This window comes from Enterococcus sp. AZ196, assembly GCF_050498845.1.
Lineage (GTDB): Bacteria > Bacillota > Bacilli > Lactobacillales > Enterococcaceae > Enterococcus_A > Enterococcus_A murrayae.
Genome location: NZ_JBIPAM010000001.1, coordinates 553,159 through 576,546, shown reverse-complemented (window position 1 = coordinate 576,546; position 23,388 = coordinate 553,159). Strand labels below are relative to the sequence as shown.

The following is a 23,388-nucleotide window of genomic DNA, read 5'->3' as shown; positions in this document are numbered from 1 at the left end:
ACGCTCCTAAATCATACTAATAAAATTTTTTTCAAGTAAATGATACAAAGGCCCCAACAAAAAAATCCAGCTTTACTAAAAGTAAACAGACAATTTTCTAATATTACTCCCCTAATATTTTGACTCAAAATTAGAGTTTTAAGGATCCCTGATTCAGGCCTATACTTGGCATATCTAAGAAATATATTTCTATTTTTCTTTTACTTCAATCAATAAATCGCCAGAAGAAATACTTTCACCTTCTTCAACGTATAGATGAGAAACTTTTCCAGCAAAACGAGCATCAATGGATGTTTCCATCTTCATCGCCTCAGTAATCAGTAGCGGTTGACCTTTTTCAACATGATCGCCTTTTTCGACTAGGACTTTCAATACCGAACCAGTCATTGTTGCTCCGATTTGTTCACGATTTGTTGGTTCAACCTTGCGCTTAGTTTGAACGGCACTCTTGATAGAAGCGTCTTTTACAACGACTTCACGACGTTGCCCATTCAAGTTGAAGAATAATGTCCGGTTTCCTTCGACATCAGCTTCACCAATCTCATCCAATCGAATAATCAAAGTCTTACCTTTTTCAATTTGGACGTTAATTGTTTCACCAAGACGCATACCACTAAAGAAGGTTGGCGTATCTAACAACGTAACATCTGCAAACTGACCATATGATTTTTGATAATCCAAGAATACTTGCGGATACATCAAATAGCTTAAAACATCTGTTTTACTTGGTTCAAAGCCAATCAATTCCTGCAATTCTTCCTTTACCTTTTCAAATTTAACAGGCTCAGCAAATTTGCCTGGGCGCTCTTGCATGGCCGGACGTCCTTGTAAGATAATCTGTTGCAGTTTTTCTGGGAATCCGCCAACTGGCTGGCCTAACTCACCTTGGAAAAAGCTGATGACAGAATCAGGAAAGCTTAATTCATTCCCATGATCATAGATATCTTCTTCAGTTAATTCATTTTGCACCATGAACAGTGCCATATCTCCTACCACTTTAGAAGATGGTGTAACCTTTACGATATCTCCAAACATCAGATTGACAGTTTGATACATTTCCTTAATTTCATCCCATTTTTCACCCAATCCAACAGCTTTGGCCTGTTGCTGCAGATTTGAATACTGTCCTCCAGGCATCTCGTGTTTATAAACCTCTGTTTGAGCTGCCATGATACCATTCTCAAAGCTTGAATAATATGGTCGAACATCTTCCCAATAATGGTTTAACTGACGAACATTCTTCAAATTCAAATCAGGCGCGCGATCGCCGTATTGAAGAGCATAGTACAAGCTACTCATGCTCGGTTGACTCGTCGCACCACTCATTGCACTCGTTGCGACGTCTACAATGTCGACACCTGCTTTAACAGCAGCAGACAGAGTAATAATCCCATTTCCAGCAGTATCATGTGTATGCAAATGAATCGGAAGATCTGTTGTTTCTTTCAACTCACTGATTAAATGGAAGGCAGCTTGAGGTTTCAAAAGCCCAGCCATATCCTTGATCGCTATCACATGGGCTCCCAGAGCTTCCAATTCTTTCGCCATATCTTTATAGTATTGAACATTATATTTAGTCCGGCTTGAATCTAAGATATCACCTGTATAGCAAATCGCTGCTTCAGCAACCTTTCCTGCGTCGCGAACATACTGAATACTTTTTTCCATTTGTGGCAGCCAGTTCAGACTGTCAAAAATTCTAAAGACGTCGATACCATGGTAAGCCGCTTCCTTAATAAACTCTTCCAATACATTATCTGGATAATTTGAATAGCCAACTGCGTTCGAACCGCGGAAAAGCATTTGCAATAAAGTGTTTGGCATGGCTTTTCGTATTAATTTTAGTCGTTTCCATGGATCTTCAGTCAAGAAACGGTATGCCACATCAAATGTAGCACCGCCCCACATCTCGCTTGAGAATAATTCAGGAATTCCTTCACCTGTTGCTTGGGCAACATTTAACAAATCATGTGTCCTAACTCGTGTAGCCAATAAGCTTTGATGAGCATCACGGAAGGTCGTGTCAGTTAATAGAACTGAATCTTGTTTTTTAATCCACTCTGTTACTGCTTCAGGGCCTTCTTTATCCAAAATATTTTTAGCTGTAACTAATTCTCTTTTTTCGATTTTTGGTGCTCGAGGTGTTTCAAAATAACGTTTCTCTTGTTTTTCTATTCCAGGAAAGCCATTTACAGTAATCTCTGAAATGTAGCGCATAGTTTTATTACCGCGATCCCTAACACGTGGGAATTCAAACAGCTCAGGTGTATTATCAATAAATGTCGTTTTTGCTTCTCCACTTTGAAAAACAGGATGACTGATTACATTATGCATGAAAGGAATATTGGTTTTAACACCGCGAATACGGAATTCAATCAGGCAACGTTGCATTTTTTCAATTGCTTGATCAAAATTCAACGCATGAGTACATACCTTTACTAGTAATGAGTCGAAATATGGTGTAACAGTCGCACCAGCATAAGCATTTCCTACATCTAAACGTACACCAAAACCACCTGGTGAACGGTACGTGTCGATTTTCCCTGTATCCGGCATAAAACCATTCAACGGATCTTCTGTTGTCACCCGACATTGAATAGCTGCTCCTGACATTTGAACGTCTTCTTGCTTTGGCAACCCGATTTCTTTATGCAAATCTTTTCCTTGTGCAATCATTAATTGTGAAGTAACGATATCCACACCAGTAATCAGCTCAGTAATCGTATGTTCTACTTGAACTCGAGGATTAACTTCGATGAAATAAAAATTATCTCCTTCAACTAAGAATTCCACTGTTCCAGCATTAACATAACCAACATGTTTCATTAGCTGAACAGCCGCTTGGCAGATTTTTTCTCGCTGTTCATCATTTAAGGAAATACACGGCGCCACTTCCACAACTTTTTGATGACGACGTTGAACAGAACAGTCGCGTTCATAGAGATGCAGCACGTTTCCATGACTATCTCCCAAAATTTGAACTTCAATGTGCTTTGGATTGGCAACATATTTTTCAACATAGATTTCGTCATTACCAAAGGCGGCTTTCGCTTCACTCTTGGCACGCTCATAACCTTCACGTGCTTCTTTTTCATCATGAGCAACACGCATACCACGACCGCCGCCACCTAAAGCCGCTTTAATCATGATAGGATAACCGTGCGATTCAGCAAAAGCCAAAACACCTTCGATTGTATCAACTGGACCATCTGAACCAGGGATTGACGGAATCCCAGCTTCTAAGGCGGCTGTTTTGGCTTTGATCTTATCGCCGAAAATATCTAAGTGATGCAATTCAGGACCAACAAAAATAAGCCCTTCCTCACGACAGCGTTTCGCGAATTCTAAATTTTCAGAAAGGAAGCCATAGCCTGGATGAATCGCATCCACCTTTGCTTCTTTCGCCACGCGGATAATGTCTTCAATATCTAGATACGCATCGATCGGTTTTTTCCCTTTTCCGACTAAATACGCTTCATCTGATTTAAAGCGATGAACCGAATATTGATCTTCCTCCGCGAAGATCGCCACTGTTTTAATGTTTAACTCACTACACGCGCGAAACACCCGTGTTGCAATTTCACCTCTATTTGCTACCAATACCTTTTTCATGCACTTCACTCCTGACTTTTTAAGTATTCATACTCGATCGCAAGTTTCGTCCGCTTTTCATCTGCACTGATATTCAGCGCAAATGCAACACCCACTGACAATACAAGTAAGCTGTTTCCTCCTTGACTCAAAAATGGGAACGTGATCCCAGTCAATGGAATAATTCCTAAAATACCACCAAGATTAATAAAAACTTGTAATAACAACAAACTTCCAATTCCGATACAAATTAATGAATTGAAAGGCTTCTTCGAACGAATCCCAACCAAGTAGATTCGTGCGATTAAAAAAATTAAAATTGCTAATATAACCAAAGCACCGATCAAACCGACTTCTTCTATTACAATAGAAAAAATAAAGTCCGTATGAGCTTCACTTAAAAAACCTTTTTTTTCGATACTGTTCCCTAATCCGCGCCCAAACCAGCCGCCGTTGAACATTGCATAATAGCCATTGACCATTTGATGTCCCGTGTCTAATTCATATTTAAATGGATCTTTAAAGCTCTCAAATCGACTGAAAATATATGCTAACTTCTTTGGGAAAATAGCTTTACCAAAATGTGTCAAGAATTCAATAACAAGAAAACTTCCGACAACACCGATACCTCCAACGATTAAACTGTAAATCCAGTTAACTCCGCTAGCCAATAGCAAAATCAATGCTAATAATGTAATAATCGCCGCATTCCCCATATCAGGTTGTACCGCTACTAAAAAAATCATAGCAAAAACTAGCATTAATGGACGTTTCATGTCGGTAACAAAATTATCTTGGATCGTCTCTTGACGTTTTGATAGTATATAGGACAAGTACCAAACAACCATGATTTTTAAATATTCTGCTGGCTGCATCGTAAAACCAGCAATATCGATCCACCCTTTAGCACCATTACGTTCAGTACCAAAAAACAATACAATAATCAATAGAATAAAAATCACATATGTCACAAAAATGATCAGCTGCTGGCTTTTTAAGACATCTGTCTTCATTTTATACATCAAACTAATTACGATCAAACTTAAAACCCAAAAGACCCCTTGGTTCATTACTAAGCCTGTTGGGTTCGCATTATTTGTGATCAATAAATAGGAAGTTGAACTGTATACAAATATCAAACCAATCACAGTCAAAATCAAATATGGAATCAAAATACTATAATCTAAAAAATGACGTTTCTTTATTTTCGTGGGCAAGGTTAAGCCTCCCAGCCGGCATCCGTCATATCCTGACGAGTTTCGTACAATTCCGTATATAAACGATTTAACTCAGCTTCCAAATCACTAAGCATTTGCTGTCCTTCTCCTCGCTTCAAGATACCTACCTTTTCAGCAAAGAACACTTGGCGTGAGAAGCCATACATTTGTGTATCAACGACTTCCTCAAAAGCTTTGCATTGAGAGATACATAAACTATTCGTTTGATTGCGAATCAACAGCTTGATCCGATCTGCATCTTCTTGCAACACTTTAATGGCAAAATCAGAAGAAATATTTTCCATTTTGCTTCCCTCCTATCTTGATTTCAACATTATAACATAGAAAAAATTTAAAAAGGGAAAAAATCCGTGAGACTAAGCTTTTTCTAAACTCTTTGTTCGGATTTTGACTTTTACACAGCTTGGAGAATATTACAAAGAGATTACAATGCAAAAACTTTATATAAAAACGCGAAAAATCAATTCTTTTTACAATTCTCGTCGTGAAACAAATGCATAATATGAAACATAATGGTTTTCGGCACCGTCATACAAGACATCGGAAAAATCAGCGATTAAAGGCTGTTTGAAATGGATAAACTCTAGCCTTTATCTCATTAGCCGCACATTTTGTCCACAACAAATAGCCTGCGGATCCAGCAGGCTAAAAATTTGATTCAGTTTGTTTAATCCAGCAATACAGTGAATATCTGTCTCATACCAACGTTGGATTTATCGATGAGACAAAAACAGCTGCTTACTCTCGTTTCCGGATACGATCGAGTAATCGTTTTCGTTTCCTTTTAACATTTTCTGGCGGTGATTGGACAATCACCGGAGGAGACTCTTCTTCGTCGATTCTCTCGGTCAAAACCAGTTTTGCCGGACTTGTCTTATTCTCGATCCGTATATCTTCTAGTCGAGCATCAGCCGGCATACAGGCGCTAATAATTATCATTGCCTGACTTTCCGTTAATTCACTTGGATTAATCCCCTCTGGCAATCCAATCGTTTGGATCAGAATACCCGGTTCCGGTTTTTCTTCTATGATCACTAGATCCTCTGGTATATTGATCTTATTTAATTCCTCCGCAGTTGTTTCTACTTGCAATAGTGCTTCTTCTTTGCTTAGTTGAGCATCTAATACTGGTGCTTCTTCATCAGCTTCTATATCAAAGATTGGACTTTCGATTTCTTCGATAATTGTTGCATGCTTCAATTTCTTATATAAATCTACGCCATCTTTTTCAAATAGATTCAACAGCGTGAATTTCTCTAAAGTTGCTTTAAGTTCTGTGGCAGATTTACGCATACTAAAATTCTTCAAGCGCAAATGCTGCTCTTTTCCATTACTATTCTCAAATTCTACGTCTAATACTGTTGTCATTTTTTTAATCCCTTCGTTTAATTTTCTTCCTGCTCTTTATTTTTCCTTATTCATGAACCGACTAATCCTGCTAGAGGTTCTTTGATAAATTGCGTAAATAATGTTTTCAGCTTTTCAGCGATATACGTTTTCGCCGGAAATAATTTGATTAGCAGCACACGCCACTCCTTCTTATCAAAATACTCCTCAAAGAATATATAAAAGCGGCGCAGGGTCGCATTGGATTTGGTTTTCATAAAAATATAATGCACTAAATCGGCTAACATAAATGAAAAATCTGCCAAGTCTAGTTCTTCTCTTACTTGAAGCGCTACCAAAAGTCTGATCGCGCTGTCGCTGTCATTCGTTTCGTTATAGAAATTGCTAATGCGTTTTTCTAATGTTTTACGCTTTAACGAAAAAATCTGCTTACAGCTTAAGCCATATTCATCCATTAAAACTCCTCCTTTTCCATTTGATTCTATTTATTCAAAGTGCATGTTATCAGTCACAAAAAACAGCAGTCTTATCCTCAATCACCCAATCAAGCACCGATCCCTCATCAACCCAAATCAAACATAAACGATAATTCTCAAAAATTCTAATCCAAATTTTTAAAAATAATTTTAAAATAAGAGTTGTTCTTTGCTAATAACAGCTAATTAAAGATAAAATAATTATTTCACCTTGTTATAAGCAATTTGGTGGTTGACAAAATTTTTCCATAAAAAGAGACCGCATAGATTCATGCGATCTCTTAAATAGTCTTTATTCAGCAGCAACTTTGCGTTTCTTCGCTGCTTTTTCACGTTCTGCTTTGTTTAGAATTTGTTTACGTAGACGAATGCTTTCTGGTGTTACTTCACAGTATTCATCGTCATTCAGGAATTCTAATGATTCTTCTAGCGTTAAGATACGTGGCTTTTTGATGACTGACGTTTGGTCTTTGTTAGCTGAACGAACGTTTGTCATTTGCTTAGCTTTGGTAATGTTAACACCTAGGTCTTTGTCACGGCTGTTTTCGCCGACGATCATTCCTTCGTAAACTTCAGTAGTTGGTTCAACAAAGACAGTTCCCCGTTCCTCAACACTCATAATGGAGTACATAGTTGCTTTTCCAGTATCAACAGAAACTAATGCCCCGTTACGACGTCCGCCGATCACACCTTGGATCATTGGTAAATATTGATCGAAGGTGTGGTTCATAATTCCATAACCTCGAGTCATTGACAAGAATTCAGTTGTGAATCCGATCAAACCACGCGCTGGTGCTAAGAAAACCAGACGTATTTGTCCGTTACCAGAGTGAATCATGTCTTGCATTTCGGCTTTACGTTGACCTAATGCTTCGATCACGCTACCCATATATTCTTCTGGAGTATCGATTTGTACACGTTCGAATGGTTCGCATTTCACACCATCAACAACACGTTCGATAACTTCTGGGCGAGAAACTTGTAATTCGTAACCTTCACGACGCATGTTTTCAATCAAAATCGATAAATGTAATTCCCCACGACCAGAAACCGTCCAAGCGTCAGGTGAATCTGTGTTTTCAACGCGTAATGACACATCTGTGTGCAATTCTGACATCAAACGTTCTTCAATCTTACGTGAAGTCACGTATTTACCTTCGCGACCAGCAAATGGTGAATTATTCACTAGGAACGTCATTTGCAGAGTAGGTTCGTCGATGTGCAGGATCGGTAGAGCTTCTTGATGGTCCACTGGTGTAACAGTTTCCCCAACAAAGATATCCTCCATCCCAGAAACAGCGATCAAATCACCTGCTTTTGCTTCTTCAACTTCTAAGCGTTGTAAGCCAAAGAATCCAAAGATTTTTGTTACACGGAAATTTTTAATCGAACCGTCAAGCTTCATTAAAGATACTTGGTCGCCGACCTTCATTTTTCCGCGGAAGATACGGCCGATACCAATACGCCCTACGTAGTCATTGTAATCCAATAAAGAAACTTGGAATTGCAAAGGCTCGTCGCTATTATCAACAGGAGCTGGAATTTTTTCAATAATCGTATCAAAAACAGGAGCCATTGTCGGTTGTTGTTCTGCTGGATCATCTGATAAGCTAGATGTTCCATTAATTGCTGACGCATATATCACTGGGAAGTCCAACTGATCGTCATCTGCACCTAATTCAATAAAGAGTTCTAAAACTTCATCTACGACTTCTTCTGGACGTGCAGAAGGTTTGTCGATTTTATTTACGACTACGATCGGTGTTAAATGTTGTTCTAACGCTTTCTTCAATACGAAACGCGTTTGTGGCATCGTACCTTCATAAGCATCTACGACTAACAATACACCATCAACCATTTTCATGATTCGTTCCACTTCACCACCAAAATCGGCGTGTCCTGGAGTGTCCATGATGTTGATTTTGTAGTCTTTATAGTTAACAGCGGTATTTTTCGCTAAGATCGTGATTCCACGTTCTTTTTCAATTGCATTTGAATCCATCGCACGCTCTTGCAGGCTTACGTGGCTGTCAAGGGTATCGGATTGTTTCAGCATTTCATCAACTAGTGTTGTTTTACCATGGTCGACGTGGGCAATAATGGCCACGTTGCGGATATCTTCTCTGTAATTCAATTTTAATTGCTCCTTTTCTTGTAACGCGAGACTCACTCGATTGACAATTATAACAGAAAATCAGTAAGAGTGTTAGTAAAACATTTTCATTTTTTCAGAAAAAGTAGTTTCTTAAAGATTCTCTTTATCAAACGCTTGAATATCAGCCATCGCAGCCTGCGTTGCACCAATGAAAAACTCCCGTCCTCGGAAGCTTAACGGCTGCTGATTTTTGCCGATAACAGTCATTCCTAACTGTTCCATCATAATCATGCCGGCAGCGTAATCCCATGGACTCAGCATACTGACATAGCCAATTTGCGTCCCCTTGATGATAGCGATAAAATCCAGTCCGGCACAGCCTAATACCCGGATACCCATCGATGTCTGACCAATTTCTTGAGCATGATACAAATTTTTGCGATAAAGGGCAGCGTTCATACCAATTAAGCCTTCACTTAACGATTGATTTGCAGGAGCCGCAAGTTCTTCCTTGTTAAGGAAGACTTTTCCGACTTTAGGTCCGCCCCAGAAAAGCTCATCTTGCATCACATCATAAATAAACCCTAGTTGGCCTACGCCCTCTTCATAGACAGCGATCATGATACAAAAATTTTCTTGCTGCATTACAAAATTCAACGTCCCGTCAATCGGATCAATGACAAAAACACGCCCTTTATCGATTGGAGTCTGGTCCTGACCATTTTCTTCGCCTAAAATCAATGCATCTGGATCATAAGCATTGATTTTTCCGACGATAAAGTCTTGGACCTCTTTGTCCACGTTCGTCACTAAATCCGTCCGTCCGTTTTTCTGATCGACCTTCAGCGCATCTCCTAGTCCTGATTTGATTTTCTCAGCCGCCTCATAGATCCAGCCAATAATTTCTTTTTCCATCCTAATCTCTCCTAATAAGTCTGATTCTTCTTACCAATAGCTAATAAATTTACATTTTAAAACGTTTCGTTGTCGTTGCTTTAGCTTTTTGTACCGTGCGATAGATTGAATAATCGCTGACCGCTTCAAATTCTCGACCGATTCGTTTTTCTTCTCCGATACTTTTGACTATTGTCTTAAATTTTTTATATCCGATTAAAAAAGCTTCTTTATCTACACCATTTTCGTTCGCTTCCTCGACTAAATTGAAGAAATTGATAACGGTCGTGATCTCCTCATGTGTCCAATCCTCATCGATTGGGTAACCATAATTTGCCATTGATCCACACTCCATTCGAAATTAGTTTACCATAGAATTATACATGCGCTGGTGAAAACCACTTTTAAGTTAACGTACGTTTAGATTGATAACCCGTTTTGTCTTGTTCAGTGATCTCTCTTAACACACGACAAGGATTTCCGACTGCGATTACATTGGCCGGGATATTTTTGGTTACCACGCTGCCAGAACCAATGATTGTATTTTTTCCAATCGTCACGCCTTGATTGATGGTAACGTTGGCACCTACCCAAACATTATCTTCTATCACGACATTTTTCGAATAACAGCCACCTGCCACTCGTTCTTCAGGATCAGTCGCGTGGTTCGTTGTAAAAATCCCTACCCGTGGACCAAATAATACATCATTGCCAATCCTGATTTCTCCGCCATCTAACAAGATGCAGTCAAAATTAGCAAAAAAACGATCCCCAAGATGGATATTTTTTCCAAATTCACAACGAAAATCCGGTTCGAAGAAGGGGGAATCGCCCACTGAGCCTAGAAGTTTTCGCAAGATCGCTTCTCTCTTCTGCTCATCCTTTCCATACAGGGCATTGTATTCAGTCGTCGCCTTCACTGCTTGCTTCCGCATTTCGCTAAATACAGGCGAAAGGTCATCATACATTTCACCTGATCTTGATGCTTCAAAACCTAAAATTTCATTCATATATCTGCTCCTCGCTTATTACGACTGCTTAGCTTGCGCTAAAGTTGATTGATAAACAATATTCAGTCGATTGCCATAGTTTAAATAACCGCAATCCTCTACAAATATTTCAATGACTCGCTCGCATTGTCGTGCTCCTTTTGGATCATTCTTTTTGATCAAAAGCAGCCCATAGACAAATTTAGCGTACAGGTCATGATGAAGATATTTCAAATCACGATTCGGTGTCAAGTTTTTTAAATATGCTAACATTATTTTTTCTGCCGAAGCCAATTGATTCTCGTCAATTAAATAACGTACAAGATGCAGGACAGCATCGAAGCGCCACTTTCGAGCTTCAAAGCTGCCATGCTGTTGTGTTACTAACTGATTGGCGTAAAAAAAAGCTTCTTCCGGCTCGAAAAGATCACTATTATAAGTGACCAAGAAAAATTCAAACTTCCCCCACGTCTCCGTCTCTCTTAAATAATTGGTGATCGGCGATAAATCAACTGTATAGCTTGGTAAAAATATATAATTATAGAAGCGTTTGCCGATAAGCCCCGCAAACAGGAAGCGTTCCTCCTTTGTTTGCTGATAGAGTTTTTCTTGTTTTTGCACAAATTTCTTCAGAGAAAATGAATTTCCGGCATGATAGGCTTGATCAATTTCTTCTTCGATTTCATATAACCAAATATCCAAGCTTTCTTCAATCTCAAAGATGAACTCGTCGATGGTAGTATTCAGTCGATTTAATAACTGGACTAAATTCGAAAAACGAATATCACCATTTTCCCGTTCGTATTTTCTTAAAAACTGAGGTGTTACGATCCCCTCAGACGTATTCATGATTGATTGGTTTTTCTTTTCTCTGATTTCTTGGAAAAATTTCCCAGTCATTGGATTCATCTCCTTGTCGCTTTTTTCAATTAATTATTCTCTTGCTGGCAGATTGAGCTAGTAAAAAAGGAAACTTTTGTTTCTGCATTCTTAGGATACCATGAAAAAAAAGCGAAAAAATCAGAATTTTGAAAATATTGTTTCGAAAAACTAGATATTTTCACTCCTAGCTTATACTTGGATCAAAAGAATAAAGGAGCAAAACGATGAAAAATTTAAGTTTATCACAACAATACCTGCTCTTCACCATGAATCGAAATGGAAAGATTTCTTCTATTAATTATTATGTTGGCATGTGCCTAGTTATGGCAGGACTGCTTGATTTGCAAGAAGCACAGGTAATCGAGCTTGATCAAAAGGAAATTATCATTTTAACGGATCAACTGCCGGAGGAACTAGAATATCTGAAATGCTTATTTGATAAGATCACCCAGCTAAAAAAGAAACGCATCGACAAATTAGCAGTTGCATACGGTACAACCTTTTTCGAAAAAGACTTGAAGTTGTTGGTCGCTCAAACTCGCAACTCATTAATTGACCTTAGAGAAATTACTGTCGAAACAGATGGAAATACGCTTTCTTATTTAGCAAAGGAAAAAACCATTGCGCAATTAGTGGCTCGTCTAGAGAATTTAAATTGCTTAGATTATGATGGACTAAAATTAGTAATCCTGTTAAAGAAATCCTCTTACTTGAAAAAATACATTGAAAAGCCAGAACGAAAAATGCTGGAAGCGAAAATAAAGGAAGTAAAAGGTGATCCTGTAGCCAAACAAACGCAAGTAATGATCTCGCAGGTAGATTGGCTAATGGGGGCACTGGTGGCAATCACGGTGGTTTAAAGGATAGTTTGCTGAAAGTGTTAAGTATTTGACCATAAAAAAAGCCAAAATCCCTGTTAAGTGGATTTTGGCTTTTGGCTTTAAATATGGATCGGCATCCCTAATGCTAACTCAGAAGCATCCATTACGATCTCACCTAACGATGGATGTGGATGAATCGTTAGAGCGATATCTTCCGCATTCATGCCTGATTCGATAGCTAAGGCTAATTCAGAAATCATGTCGCTGGCACCAACACCTGCGATTTGACCGCCGATGATAACATTGTCTTCAACCGTTGTTACCAACCGAATAAAGCCTTCTGTTTTGCCTAATGATAGTGCACGACCATTACCAGAGAATGGGAATTTGAAGGCTTTCGCTTCCAATCCGGCTTCCTTCGCATCTTTGATTGTCATTCCGACAGTTGCCAATTCTGGATCAGTAAAGGCAACTGCTGGCATAGCTTTATAGTCAACGGCAACTTTCTTGCCAGAGATCGCTTCAGCAGCGATTTTAGCTTCGTAGCTGGCTTTATGAGCTAAAGCAGCACCAGGAACGATATCACCGATTGCGTAGATGCTAGGTACGTTTGTACGTCCTTGTTTATCAACTGTAATCAGACCGCGGTCTGTCATTTCAACACCAGCTTGCTCCAAGCCCATGTCGTTTGTGTTTGGACGACGCCCAACTGTTACCATTACGTAATCTGCATCGATTGTTTCTTCTTTTCCGTCAACTTCGTAACGAACGGTCACGTTATCGCCATTATCAACAGCTTCACGGGCCATCGCAGAGGTAACGACTTTAATGCCTTTTTGTTTGAAGTCTTTTTCTACAAGTTGCACCATGTCTTTTTCGTAAGTCGGTAAAATTTGTGGTGTTCCTTCAAGAATCGTTACTTCAGCACCTAGGTTGGCATATGCACCGCCTAATTCAGCACCGATAACGCCTCCGCCAATAATTACAAGTTTTTCCGGAACAGCTTCTAACGCTAATCCGCCTGTAGAATCTAACACACGTCCGCCAAATTTGAAGCCAGGAATCTCTATTGGACGAGAACCTGTTGCGACGATCGCATTATTGAAAGAATAAGTTTGAGCAGAATCAGGATGAATTACACGTAAGTTTTTGTCATCTACGAAGAAAGCTTCTCCTTCAATGATTTCTACTTTGTGTTTCTTCAACAGGAATTTAACTCCAGTCGTTAATTTATTAACGACTTCGTTTTCTTTCCACTCTTGGGTTTTAGCAAAGTCTAGCTTTACATTTTCACTAGTTACACCAAACATCGATGAATCAAGCGAATCTTGATAATGATGTCCAGCAGAAATCAACGCTTTTGACGGAACACAGCCGACGTTTAAACAAACACCGCCGATATATTCTCGTTCAATGATCGCTACTTTCTGTCCCATTTCAGCGGCGCGGATGGCGGCAACATAGCCGCCGGGTCCAGCACCGATTACAACTGTATCTAATTCAATGGCAAAATCTCCAACTACCATGATTTTATCATCCTTCCATTAATAATAATTCTGGATCAGCCAACAAACGCTTGATATTGTTCATGGCTTTTTGCGCTGTCGCGCCATCAACGATTCGATGGTCGAAGCTTAATGAAAGTTTCATCACACGGCCAACCGCTAATTCGCCTTCATCGTTCACGATTGGTTGTTGCGCAATCGTTCCGACACCAAGGATCGCAACTTCAGGGTAGTTGATAACTGGAGTGAACCAGCCGCCGCCTACTGAACCGATATTTGAGATCGTGATCGTGCCGTTACGCATATCATCAGCAGCTAATTTGCCGTCATGTGCCAACGCTGCTTTTTCATTGATTTCGTCTGCGATCTTGAACATGCCTTTAGTATCAGCATTTTTAACGTTCGGTACATACAATCCATGATCAGTATCTGTTGCAATACCGATGTTGTAATAATTTTTATAAACAATTTCTTGTGCGGCATCATCAATGGACGCATTCAAGACTGGGTATTTCTTCACTGTCGCAGTCAAAGCTTTCACTACGTATGGTAAGAAGGTCAATTTCGTGCCATTATCCAAAGCCACTTGCTTGAATTTCTTACGGTGATCCCAAAGCTTAGAAACCTCTACTTCATCATGTAAGGTTACATGCGGAGCAGTATGTTTGCTGTTGACCATCGCTTTAGCGATTGCTTTACGTGTTGGTGTCAGCTTCTCACGGGTTTCCATTTCGCCCATGTTAGAAGTAAATGGTTGAGCTGGTTTTTCTGCTTTAGCAGGAGCTGCGCTTGAAGTTGCTGCTGTGCCCGCTGATTTTTCCTCTGTCTTCGCTGCTGGTGCTGCTTGACCACCGCCAGATACAAAAGCGTCAATATCTTCTTTTACGATACGTCCACCTTTACCTGTTGCTGTTACTTGTGTGATATCCACATCTTTTTCACGTGCATATTGACGGACAGACGGCATCGCTAACACACGTTTGTCTGGATTGCTTGCTTCAACCACTGAAGAGCTGCCTTTTGCATCAGCTTTTGGTGCTTCCGCTGGTGCTGCTGACTCTGTTGAAGAAGAAGCGCTGGAATCATTATGACTCGGTGCATCGATTTCTACTAAAACATCTCCGACATTGGCAACCGTTCCTTCGTCTACAAGGACTTTCTTGATCGTCCCGGTTACTGGAGACGGAATTTCTTCTACTGATTTATCATTTTGAACTTCTAGTAACGTATCATCTTCTTCAATCTTGTCGCCGGCTTTCACGAACCATTTAACGATCTCGCCTTCTGCAATCCCTTCACCAATATCTGGTAATTTGAATTGGAAAACGCCGCCAGCATTCGAACTGCCGCTTTCAGCAGTTGGTTCAGCTGCTGGAGCCGCTGGTGTCTGCGATTCCGCAGCAACTCCTGAATCACCTTCGTTGTCTTCATGTCCTGGTGCGTCGATTTCTACCAAAACATCTCCGACATTGGCAACCGTTCCTTCGTCTACAAGGACTTTTTTAATCGTTCCTGTTACTGGAGATGGAATTTCTTCCACTGATTTGTCATTTTGTACTTCTAATAATGTATCATCTTCATTAATGGTATCGCCCACTTTAACGAACCACTTGACGATTTCGCCTTCTGCGATGCCTTCACCGATATCTGGCAATTTAAATTGGTAAGCCATTAGTTTTCGCTCCTTTTTCTTACTGATTAAAATTCTACGATTTCTTTTACTTTTGCTTCAATATCTGCTGCGTTTGGCAACCAGATACCTTCCGCTTGTCCAAATGGGAAAATCGTATCTGGAGCAGAAACACGGCCAATTGGTGCTTCCAATGAAAGAACCGCCCGTTCAGAAATTTCTGAAACGACTTGTGCACCGACTCCGGCTTGTTTTTGCGCTTCCTGAACAACAACGACACGGCCTGTTTTTTCAACTGATTTTATGATCGTTTCTACATCCAGTGGCGCTACCGTACGCAAATCAATAATTTCTGCATTGATGTTTTCTTTAGCTAAATTGTCTGCCGCTTTGATCGCTTCGCGAACCATTGCTCCATATGTGATGATTGAAACATCAGACCCTTCTTTAGTAACTGCTGCTTTGTCCAAGGGTACTTCATAAATTCCTTCTGGAACTTCCTCACGGAAGGAACGGTAAAGCTTCATGTGTTCTAAGAAAACGACTGGATCATTGTTGCGGATTGATGCAATCAGCAGACCTTTTGCATCATAAGGATTTGAAGGAATCACGACACGTAAACCAGGTGATTGCGCCATCAAACCTTCTAAGTTATCTGAGTGTAATTCTGGAGTATGAACACCGCCACCAAATGGTGCACGGACAGTGATCGGTAAATTACGTGTACCGCCCATGCGGTAACGTGTACGAGCCATTTGACCGACGATTTCGTCCATTGCTTCAAACACAAAACCAAAGAACTGAATTTCTGGAACTGGACGGAAGCCTTGTAAAGCAAGACCAAAGCCAAGTCCGGCGATACCAGATTCAGCTAGCGGTGTATCGAACACCTGATCTTCACCGAATTTTTCCTGAAGACCTTCAGTCGCACGGAAAACCCCGCCGTTTTTACCAACGTCTTCACCGAAAACTAAAACTTCTTTGTCTTTTTCAAGCATCAGAGCTAAGGCATCTGTAATTGCTTGGATCATTGTTTTTTGTGCCATGATTATTTCGACTCCTTCGCTTCATAGAATTCAATTTGTTCTTTGATATTTTGTGGTTGAACTTCGTACATGTTTTTCAAGAAATCAGAAACCTTTTGTTTTGGTACGCGATCAGCATCTGTAATTGCTTGTTTGATTTCTTCTTTTGTTGCTTCGATTACTTTTTCTTCTTGTTCTTCTGACCATAAACCTTTTTCTGTCAAGTACTTGCGGAAACGAACCAATGGATCTTTCTTCGTCCATTCATCATCCATTTCTTTAGAACGATAACGAGTAGGGTCATCGCCTGATAATGTATGTGGACCATACCGATAAGTTAATGTTTCAATCAATACTGGGCCATTGCCGTTTGCTGCCCATTCACGTGCTTTCTTAGATACATAATAAACCGCTAGTGGATCCATACCATCTACTTGGATACCAGGAATTCCAGCAGCAACCGATTTTTGCGCTAGTGTTTTAGCAGCTGATTGTTTTTCACGAGGTGTTGAAATTGCAAAGCCATTGTTCTGAATATAAAATACAGCGTTTGCATGATATGCCCCAGCAAAATTGATTGCTTCATAAAAATCACCTTGGGACGAGCCGCCGTCACCTGTATATGTGAAAACAACGTTCTTACTGTTACGTTTCTTTAAGCCTAAAGCCACGCCGGCTGCTTGCACATATTGAGCTCCGATAATGATTTGTGGCGGCAAAGCTTGTAAATCAGCAGGATAGTTATTTCCAGCAACGTGCCCGCGAGACCATAAGAACGCTTCCGCTAAGGGTAAGCCATGTTTAATCAATTGTGGAACATCACGATAGCCAGGTAATAATACATCTTCCTTTTCGAATGCAAAATGGCTGGCTAATTGACTAGCTTCTTGTCCAGCAGTTGGTGCAAAAAATCCTAAACGACCTTGACGGTTCAATGCTGTTGAACGTTGGTCTAACACACGTGACCAAACCATTGAAGTCATCAACTCCACAAGTTCTTCATCAGATAAGTCTGGAACCAAATTTTCATTTATAATTTTTCCGTTCTCATCCAACGCTTGGTACACGGGGAAATCCGCGTTTACATCTTTTAGTAAGGCTTCAAAATCAATCGTTAACTCTTTTTCTGCCATGGTGTCACACTTTCCTCTCTTAGGTTAATTAAGTCTTGTTATCAGTGCAACAGCAAGTCAATCTGTATTATTGCTATTGCCCCTTCTTCTCTAAATTAGCATTTTTATATTCAATTGACAACAAACTTGCTCACCAATTCTGAACGAAATAAAGCGTTTCACTTTTTTCACTTGTGAAAACACTCGCAGCACAAGCCTTGTAAGCGATTTTTACTAGTCAAATTGAGAAGAATAATTATCTTCAAAATTAGCAATCTTTCAATTATTTCGCCTAATTTATGACAAAATCAAGAAAAAAGATTCGTTGTGCAACTGTTCAATCTAAAAAATTGTTACGGCTTTTCACAAAAAAAGAAACAGAATGGCAACACAGGCCATTCTGTTATAGTTCAGATCCATTCCTTTGCTATTTTTATATATAACACTTTCCCTAATTGCGTTGCCAACATATAGGAAACGACAATCCCAACATACCAGAACCAATAAGTGTTTGGTAGATGAACAAACTCAAATTGTTCCGCAAGTGGGGTCAGAACGACTAAAGCACCTGCTGCTACGGCTAACAGTAAGCTGATAAAAACCTGTGGTGCTGGTCTACTTTGAAAGAAAGGAACTTTCTTTGTTCGAACCATTAAAACAACTAGAGCTTGTGTCGTCAAGCCAATCATAAACCAGCCCGTTTGGAATAGGCTCTGTGCTCCAACAGTATTAGCACCGAAGACAAACCACATTACTAAGAACGTCACAATATCAAAAATGGAACTGATTGGTCCGATGCATACGGTAAATTTAAGTAGACCTTTTGTTTCCCATTTAGTAGGTACTTGTAATTCTTCATCGTCTACATTGTCCCATGGAATCGTCAACTGGGCGATATCATAGATTAAATTTTGTAAAAGCAACTGAAGCGACAGCATCGGTAGAAATGGCAAAAAGGCACTAGCAACCAAAATCGAGAACACATTTCCAAAATTGGAGCTGATAGTGATTTTGATATATTTCATCATGTTACTAAATACACGGCGACCTTCAATTACCCCGTTCTCCAAAACGCTCAAGCTTTTTTCCAATAAGATAATCGAACTGGCATCTTTTGTGATATCTGCTGCAGTATCTACTGATATTCCCACGTCTGCTTTGCGTAGAGCTGGCGCATCATTGATTCCATCTCCCATGAAACCTACCGTATGTCCTTTGATTTGCAGAGATTCAATGATTCGAGATTTCTGCATAGGATTCAACTTTGCAAATAAATTGATTTTTTCAGCTGTTTGATACAGCTCGTCATCAGTCATTCTATCTATTTGATTCCCTAAAACATAATCGTCTGCAGGGATTCCTACATCTTGGCAAACCTTTTGAGCGACAATAGCATTGTCACCCGTTAAAACTTTCACTGATACACCATGTTGCTGCAGCGATTTAATCGCTGGTTTAGCCGAAGCTTTCGCAGGATCGAGAAATCCCATGAAGCCAATCAATGTCATATCTTTTTCATCCTCAGTCGAATATATCGCTTCATCATGGGCATCACGACGAACAGCTACAGTAATAACTCGCATCCCTTGCCGATTCATTTTTTCATTGACTGTTTGCAATTGTTGACGGATTTCTGGTGTTAGCTCTAAAATTTCTCCATCAATTTCAACGTATTTGCAAATTGCTGCCATCTCTTCGACGGCCCCTTTTGTAATCATCAATTGATGCTCATCGGTTTTCATTACGACAGTCAGACGACGCCGAGAAAAATCAAACGGGATTTCATCAATTTTTTGAACCGTTTGAAAAGGTAATCTGCGATCTTGTTCTTCGAAATAATTAATTACGGCAATATCCATCAGATTTTTCCAACCAGTTTGATATGACGAGTTCATGAAAGCCAAATCTAGGACCTGTTCATTTTCGTGCCCTAACGGATCTAGATGTTGTACTAACACAACTCGATCCTCCGTGATTGTCCCGGTCTTATCTGTACACAAAACATCCATACTGCCTAAATTCTGGATCGAAGCCAGCTCTTTTACGATGACTTTATGTTTTGAAAGAGTCAAAGCTCCTTTAGCTAAATTAGAACTCACGATCATCGGCAGCATTTCAGGGGTCAATCCAACCGCTACTGCAATAGCAAAGAAAAAGGCGCTACTCCAATCCCCTTTCGTCAAACCGTTAATCAAAAATACAAGTGGAAACAATACCATTACCATTCTTAACAATAATTTACTGACTTTGGCCAAACCAATATCAAAGGACGTTTTTCCACGCTTCGATGTCGCATTTTTCGCGATATCACCAAAAAAAGTTTGCTGTCCTGTCTTTAATATAATTGCTTTTCCCTGACCACTTAATACATCCGTTCCCATAAATACGAGGTTAGTTAAGTCCAATGCCGTCATATCTTCGGTCAGCTTTACCTCTTTCGCAAGATACTTTTCGACAGGCATCGATTCTCCCGTTAGCGATGATTGGTTGACAAAAAGGTCCTTCGTCCAAATCAAAACCGCATCTGCCGGAATCATATCGCCAGTCGCTAACGTCAAAATGTCACCAGGCACGACCTCATCCATCGGAATTTCCTTTGTTTCTCCATTACGAGTGATCGCTGATGTATTTTCAATCATTTCTTTTAACTCAATACTGGCTTTTTGTGATCGATATTCTTGGATAAAAGTAATTAGAACACTGGCTAAAATCATGATCGTCATTACAATTGCTGCCTCAAGATCATTTGTCAACAATGAAACAATTGCTAAAAGTGCTAAAACATAGACAAATGGATCATTGAATGCTTGTAAAAACAATAGAATTCCAGGTGTTGGCTTTTGAGCAGAAACTTCATTCGGACCATACTCCTCCAAACGACTTTGTGCATCCTCTTCCGATAACCCATGCAAAGAAGTTCGCAAATTTAGGAAAAGATCGCGATCAGATAAAATCGCCAATTTTTTTAGTTCTTGATCTTTGTTGATTTTGCGAGCAAGAAGGTTTTTTTTGTTCATCATAGTTGTTCCTCCTAAAATTCAAGACAACCATCGTCGTCCCGTTATATTTATTTTTCGGTCGACTATCCTCATGATCCATCTTCCTCACATCCTCTCACTGGTTTGTTGCGGTCACTGTTGGGCTGGCTTTACGACTAGCAGCTAATCTCTCATTGAGAAAACATTTCTAAAAGATTGCGAAAAATAAATTTGATTTTCACCAGACAAATCATTTTTCTACTTGCTGAAACCAGAAAAAAAGCGCGCACTCGAAAATGAGCACGCGCGAAAATCCATTCATGTCCATCGTCGAGCTTTAGCACTATAGGGCGTAGACAAAATCTGTCAGCTACGTTATGAATCACCTTCACGATGATCCCTGTTCTACCCATTGGCGTCTCTCGACATTTTTGGGCAGCAGCCTGTGTCCATATAGGAGCCTCACCTAACAATTATTCTTATTTACATCCATACTATATGTTACTTACCTTTCAGTGTCAAACATTTACTTGAAAAATTTATTCATTTTCAGAAATTTATCAACTTCTTGATTTGGTCTATTACTAAAATAATCCGCGAATTTTTTACTCCAAATTTTTGTTTCACGAGCTTCTGCAAATTTTTCCATCGTATCATCATAATCTGCAATTAACTGATAATCATAATCTTGATATGTGTCATAATGAATGACCGCCATTTCAGGCAAGCGTGGTTTAACTCTCATTTCTACAGTAGGTTTTCCGATACTTAATCCAGCAATTGGCAACACCTGTTCAGGCAGGTTCAAAAGTTTACTGACTTCCACAATATCCTTTCTAATTGAACCAACTACTACAGAACCTAATCCTAACGCTTCTGTTGCAATCACTGCATTTTCCAAAGCCAAAGCAGCATCTGTCACAGCTGTAATCAATGGATCGGTCCCTTCGCTGATAGGATAATCTACACCATAATGTTCGGCAATCTTTTGTGTTCGTCTCAAATCCGCCACAAAAACTAGAAAAACTGAACTATGCAGCATATGAGGATTTCCAGGATTTAAAGACACGAGCTTTTCACGTATCTCACGATCTTTTATCACAATAATACTGTACATTTGTCCATTCATCCAACTCGGCGCTTGCCGACTAGCTTGCAAAATTTTTTTCAGCTCACCATCAGATAACTGATAATTTTCATCAAAATTCCGATAAGTTCGATGCTTCTTCATAACCTCTAACGCTTCCATCTAGCTCCTCCTTAGTTCCTTTGAAATAGCCTGCAGCTTTGCAAAAAAATGTTTTCGTGTTTGTTCTGTTAACCGAGTATAATTCACTCTCATTGCCATTGTATCATTACTAAACAAAAATGCGGGGGCTATCAATAATTTTTCTCTCAGAAAAATTTCCCAGTCTTTTCTAGTCAATTTTTGATGACGCCAAGTGAAATAAGCATAGATTCCTCCATCAATTTCAGATATCTGCCAATCTTCGGCAACAGTTTGTGCAGCAACATTGAATGCTGCTGCCCTTTGTTTCAATGCAAGGACTAACTCTTTTTGATTTTCTTCAAAAAGCGGATCAGTCAAAGCCGTATGGGCAATAACCTGAGGAAAAACACTAATAGAAAAATCCATCATCTGTTTAGCTTCAGACAATCGTTGAATCAAATTTCGATCTGCGACAATCCAACCAATTTTGATCGACGAACCAAAGATTTTCGATAATGATCCCAAATGAATCACTTGATGCGGAGCAAGCTCTTTCAATGAAGACGGATTTTCACTAAAATTCATTTCACTAAACACTTCATCTTCTACGATCGGCAACTGATATTTTCGGCTAAGTTCGATCAATTCATTTCTGCGTTTAGTTGACATTGTTGATCCTGTCGGATTTTGAAAAGTGGGATTAAGAATAATCAACTTGATTTTTTTCGTTAGAATTAACTGCTCAAGCTTATCAATCCGCATCCCTTCCTTATCCATTTTCACACCATAAAGTTTGATACCAGCAGTCGCAAAAATTGGTAAAGAGTATAAAAATGATGGATCTTCGATTGCTACACTATCTCCGCTTTGCAGCATAACCTGAAGTAGCAAAAACATCGCTTGTTGAGCACCAGACGTAATCAAAACTTGGTCGGACGAAATATCAATTTTTTGTTCTGCTTTGACTCGCTGACAAATCACCTGTTGCAACGGCCGATAACCTAAAGGACTTTGCTTTCGCTCCTCCAGTAATAATTCTTCCCATGTATAGGAAGGAAAACGAAAATCAGGTATCAAGTTTAGCGGTAATTCTCCAGAATAAAGATCTAGAGACTCTGATGCATTTAATAATTCTTGAACTCTCTCTAAGAAAGGTTCTTTAGGATGTGTTTCTTGCGTGAATAGACTGCGCCAGTCAACTCGAGGTATCGTACTTCTTCCCCAGTTTCCCTCATTTACGATTGTTCCGCTTCCTTGCCTTCGCAATACCCATCCGAGACTAACTAATTCATCTAAAGAATGGACCACTGTAGAACGATTCACCCTATAGTACTGAGCTAATTTCCGTTCAGCTGGCAATCTATCCCCAGGTTGTAACGTTCCATCTTGGATATAGGTAATAATTTGCTCCATGATCTGCTGATAAATTGGTGTCGTTTTTGTATCTGATAGCTCCCACATAATATCCCCTCATTTTATTATTGGATGGCTCAACGCTAACCCAATTATTTTTGTCTGTCAACCATGGCTGCAAATCATCTTTCTAAGTTCGAAAAAACTCATTCCAAAAATTGGAATGAGTTTTAAAAGTTTTC

Annotated in this window: 18 protein-coding genes and 1 riboswitch; of the genes, 1 reads left to right on the top strand and 17 read right to left on the bottom strand. The window is 39.6% G+C overall.

What is annotated here, in order from left to right:
* Nucleotides 1–189: 189 nt before the first annotated feature.
* From IGI67_RS02735 to IGI67_RS02690, 10 genes are all read right to left on the bottom strand, one after another.
* A complete protein-coding gene (locus tag IGI67_RS02735; RefSeq protein WP_429956668.1) occupies nt 190–3,612 on the bottom strand; it encodes a pyruvate carboxylase in 3,423 nt (1,140 codons plus the stop codon).
* Between the two features lie 5 nt (nt 3,613–3,617).
* A complete protein-coding gene (locus tag IGI67_RS02730; protein WP_207108504.1) occupies nt 3,618–4,808 on the bottom strand; it encodes an FtsW/RodA/SpoVE family cell cycle protein in 1,191 nt (396 codons plus the stop codon).
* 2 nt (nt 4,809–4,810) lie between these two features.
* Nucleotides 4,811–5,113, bottom strand: a complete 303-nt coding sequence (locus IGI67_RS02725; RefSeq protein WP_207108505.1) for a YlaN family protein — start codon at nt 5,111–5,113, stop codon at nt 4,811–4,813.
* A 454-nt stretch (nt 5,114–5,567) separates the two neighbouring features.
* Entirely contained in the window at nt 5,568–6,197 is a 630-nt protein-coding gene (locus IGI67_RS02720; RefSeq protein WP_429956667.1) for a DUF2922 family protein, read from the bottom strand.
* A 50-nt stretch (nt 6,198–6,247) separates the two neighbouring features.
* Nucleotides 6,248–6,631: a hypothetical protein gene (locus tag IGI67_RS02715; protein WP_429956666.1), complete on the bottom strand. Its 384-nt coding sequence runs from the start codon at nt 6,629–6,631 to the stop codon at nt 6,248–6,250.
* Nucleotides 6,632–6,944: 313 nt separating this feature from the next.
* The gene (typA, locus tag IGI67_RS02710; RefSeq protein ID WP_429956665.1) at nt 6,945–8,786 is read right to left on the bottom strand and encodes a translational GTPase TypA; all 1,842 of its coding nucleotides are present in this window, start codon (nt 8,784–8,786) and stop codon (nt 6,945–6,947) included.
* A 111-nt stretch (nt 8,787–8,897) separates the two neighbouring features.
* Nucleotides 8,898–9,662 carry an inositol monophosphatase family protein gene (locus IGI67_RS02705; RefSeq protein WP_429956664.1) on the bottom strand — a complete coding sequence of 255 codons (765 nt, stop codon included), beginning with the start codon at nt 9,660–9,662 and terminating at the stop codon, nt 8,898–8,900.
* A 49-nt stretch (nt 9,663–9,711) separates the two neighbouring features.
* The gene (locus IGI67_RS02700) at nt 9,712–9,981 is read right to left on the bottom strand and encodes a UPF0223 family protein (RefSeq protein WP_429956663.1); all 270 of its coding nucleotides are present in this window, start codon (nt 9,979–9,981) and stop codon (nt 9,712–9,714) included.
* 64 nt (nt 9,982–10,045) lie between these two features.
* On the bottom strand, nt 10,046–10,651 hold the full coding sequence (locus tag IGI67_RS02695; RefSeq protein WP_429956662.1) for a sugar O-acetyltransferase: 606 nt from the start codon (nt 10,649–10,651) through the stop codon (nt 10,046–10,048).
* An 18-nt stretch (nt 10,652–10,669) separates the two neighbouring features.
* A complete protein-coding gene (locus tag IGI67_RS02690) occupies nt 10,670–11,530 on the bottom strand; it encodes an Rgg/GadR/MutR family transcriptional regulator (protein WP_429956661.1) in 861 nt (286 codons plus the stop codon).
* Nucleotides 11,531–11,736: 206 nt separating this feature from the next.
* Here IGI67_RS02690 and IGI67_RS02685 point away from each other — a divergent pair, with 206 nt between their 5' ends.
* Complete coding sequence (locus tag IGI67_RS02685; protein WP_207108512.1) at nt 11,737–12,372, top strand: GPP34 family phosphoprotein; 636 nt, start codon at nt 11,737–11,739, stop codon at nt 12,370–12,372.
* 80 nt (nt 12,373–12,452) lie between these two features.
* Here IGI67_RS02685 and lpdA read toward each other — a convergent pair whose 3' ends face one another.
* The 7 genes from lpdA to IGI67_RS02650 form a co-directional block, all read right to left on the bottom strand.
* A complete protein-coding gene (gene lpdA / locus IGI67_RS02680) occupies nt 12,453–13,859 on the bottom strand; it encodes a dihydrolipoyl dehydrogenase (RefSeq protein ID WP_429956660.1) in 1,407 nt (468 codons plus the stop codon).
* A gap of 7 nt (nt 13,860–13,866) precedes the next feature.
* Nucleotides 13,867–15,510 (bottom strand): dihydrolipoyllysine-residue acetyltransferase, encoded by a 1,644-nt coding sequence (locus IGI67_RS02675; protein ID WP_429956659.1) that lies wholly within the window; start codon nt 15,508–15,510, stop codon nt 13,867–13,869.
* Nucleotides 15,511–15,536: 26 nt separating this feature from the next.
* On the bottom strand, nt 15,537–16,514 hold the full coding sequence (locus tag IGI67_RS02670; protein WP_207108515.1) for an alpha-ketoacid dehydrogenase subunit beta: 978 nt from the start codon (nt 16,512–16,514) through the stop codon (nt 15,537–15,539).
* A 2-nt stretch (nt 16,515–16,516) separates the two neighbouring features.
* Nucleotides 16,517–17,626 carry a pyruvate dehydrogenase (acetyl-transferring) E1 component subunit alpha gene (gene pdhA, locus IGI67_RS02665; protein ID WP_207108516.1) on the bottom strand — a complete coding sequence of 370 codons (1,110 nt, stop codon included), beginning with the start codon at nt 17,624–17,626 and terminating at the stop codon, nt 16,517–16,519.
* Between the two features lie 389 nt (nt 17,627–18,015).
* The gene (gene mgtA / locus IGI67_RS02660; protein ID WP_207108524.1) at nt 18,016–20,622 is read right to left on the bottom strand and encodes a magnesium-translocating P-type ATPase; all 2,607 of its coding nucleotides are present in this window, start codon (nt 20,620–20,622) and stop codon (nt 18,016–18,018) included.
* Nucleotides 20,623–20,899: 277 nt separating this feature from the next.
* Nucleotides 20,900–21,064, bottom strand: a riboswitch (M-box (ykoK) riboswitch).
* Between the two features lie 45 nt (nt 21,065–21,109).
* Nucleotides 21,110–21,832: a nitroreductase family protein gene (locus tag IGI67_RS02655; protein WP_207108517.1), complete on the bottom strand. Its 723-nt coding sequence runs from the start codon at nt 21,830–21,832 to the stop codon at nt 21,110–21,112.
* Complete coding sequence (locus IGI67_RS02650; RefSeq protein WP_207108518.1) at nt 21,833–23,254, bottom strand: PLP-dependent aminotransferase family protein; 1,422 nt, start codon at nt 23,252–23,254, stop codon at nt 21,833–21,835.
* Nucleotides 23,255–23,388 lie beyond the last annotated feature (134 nt).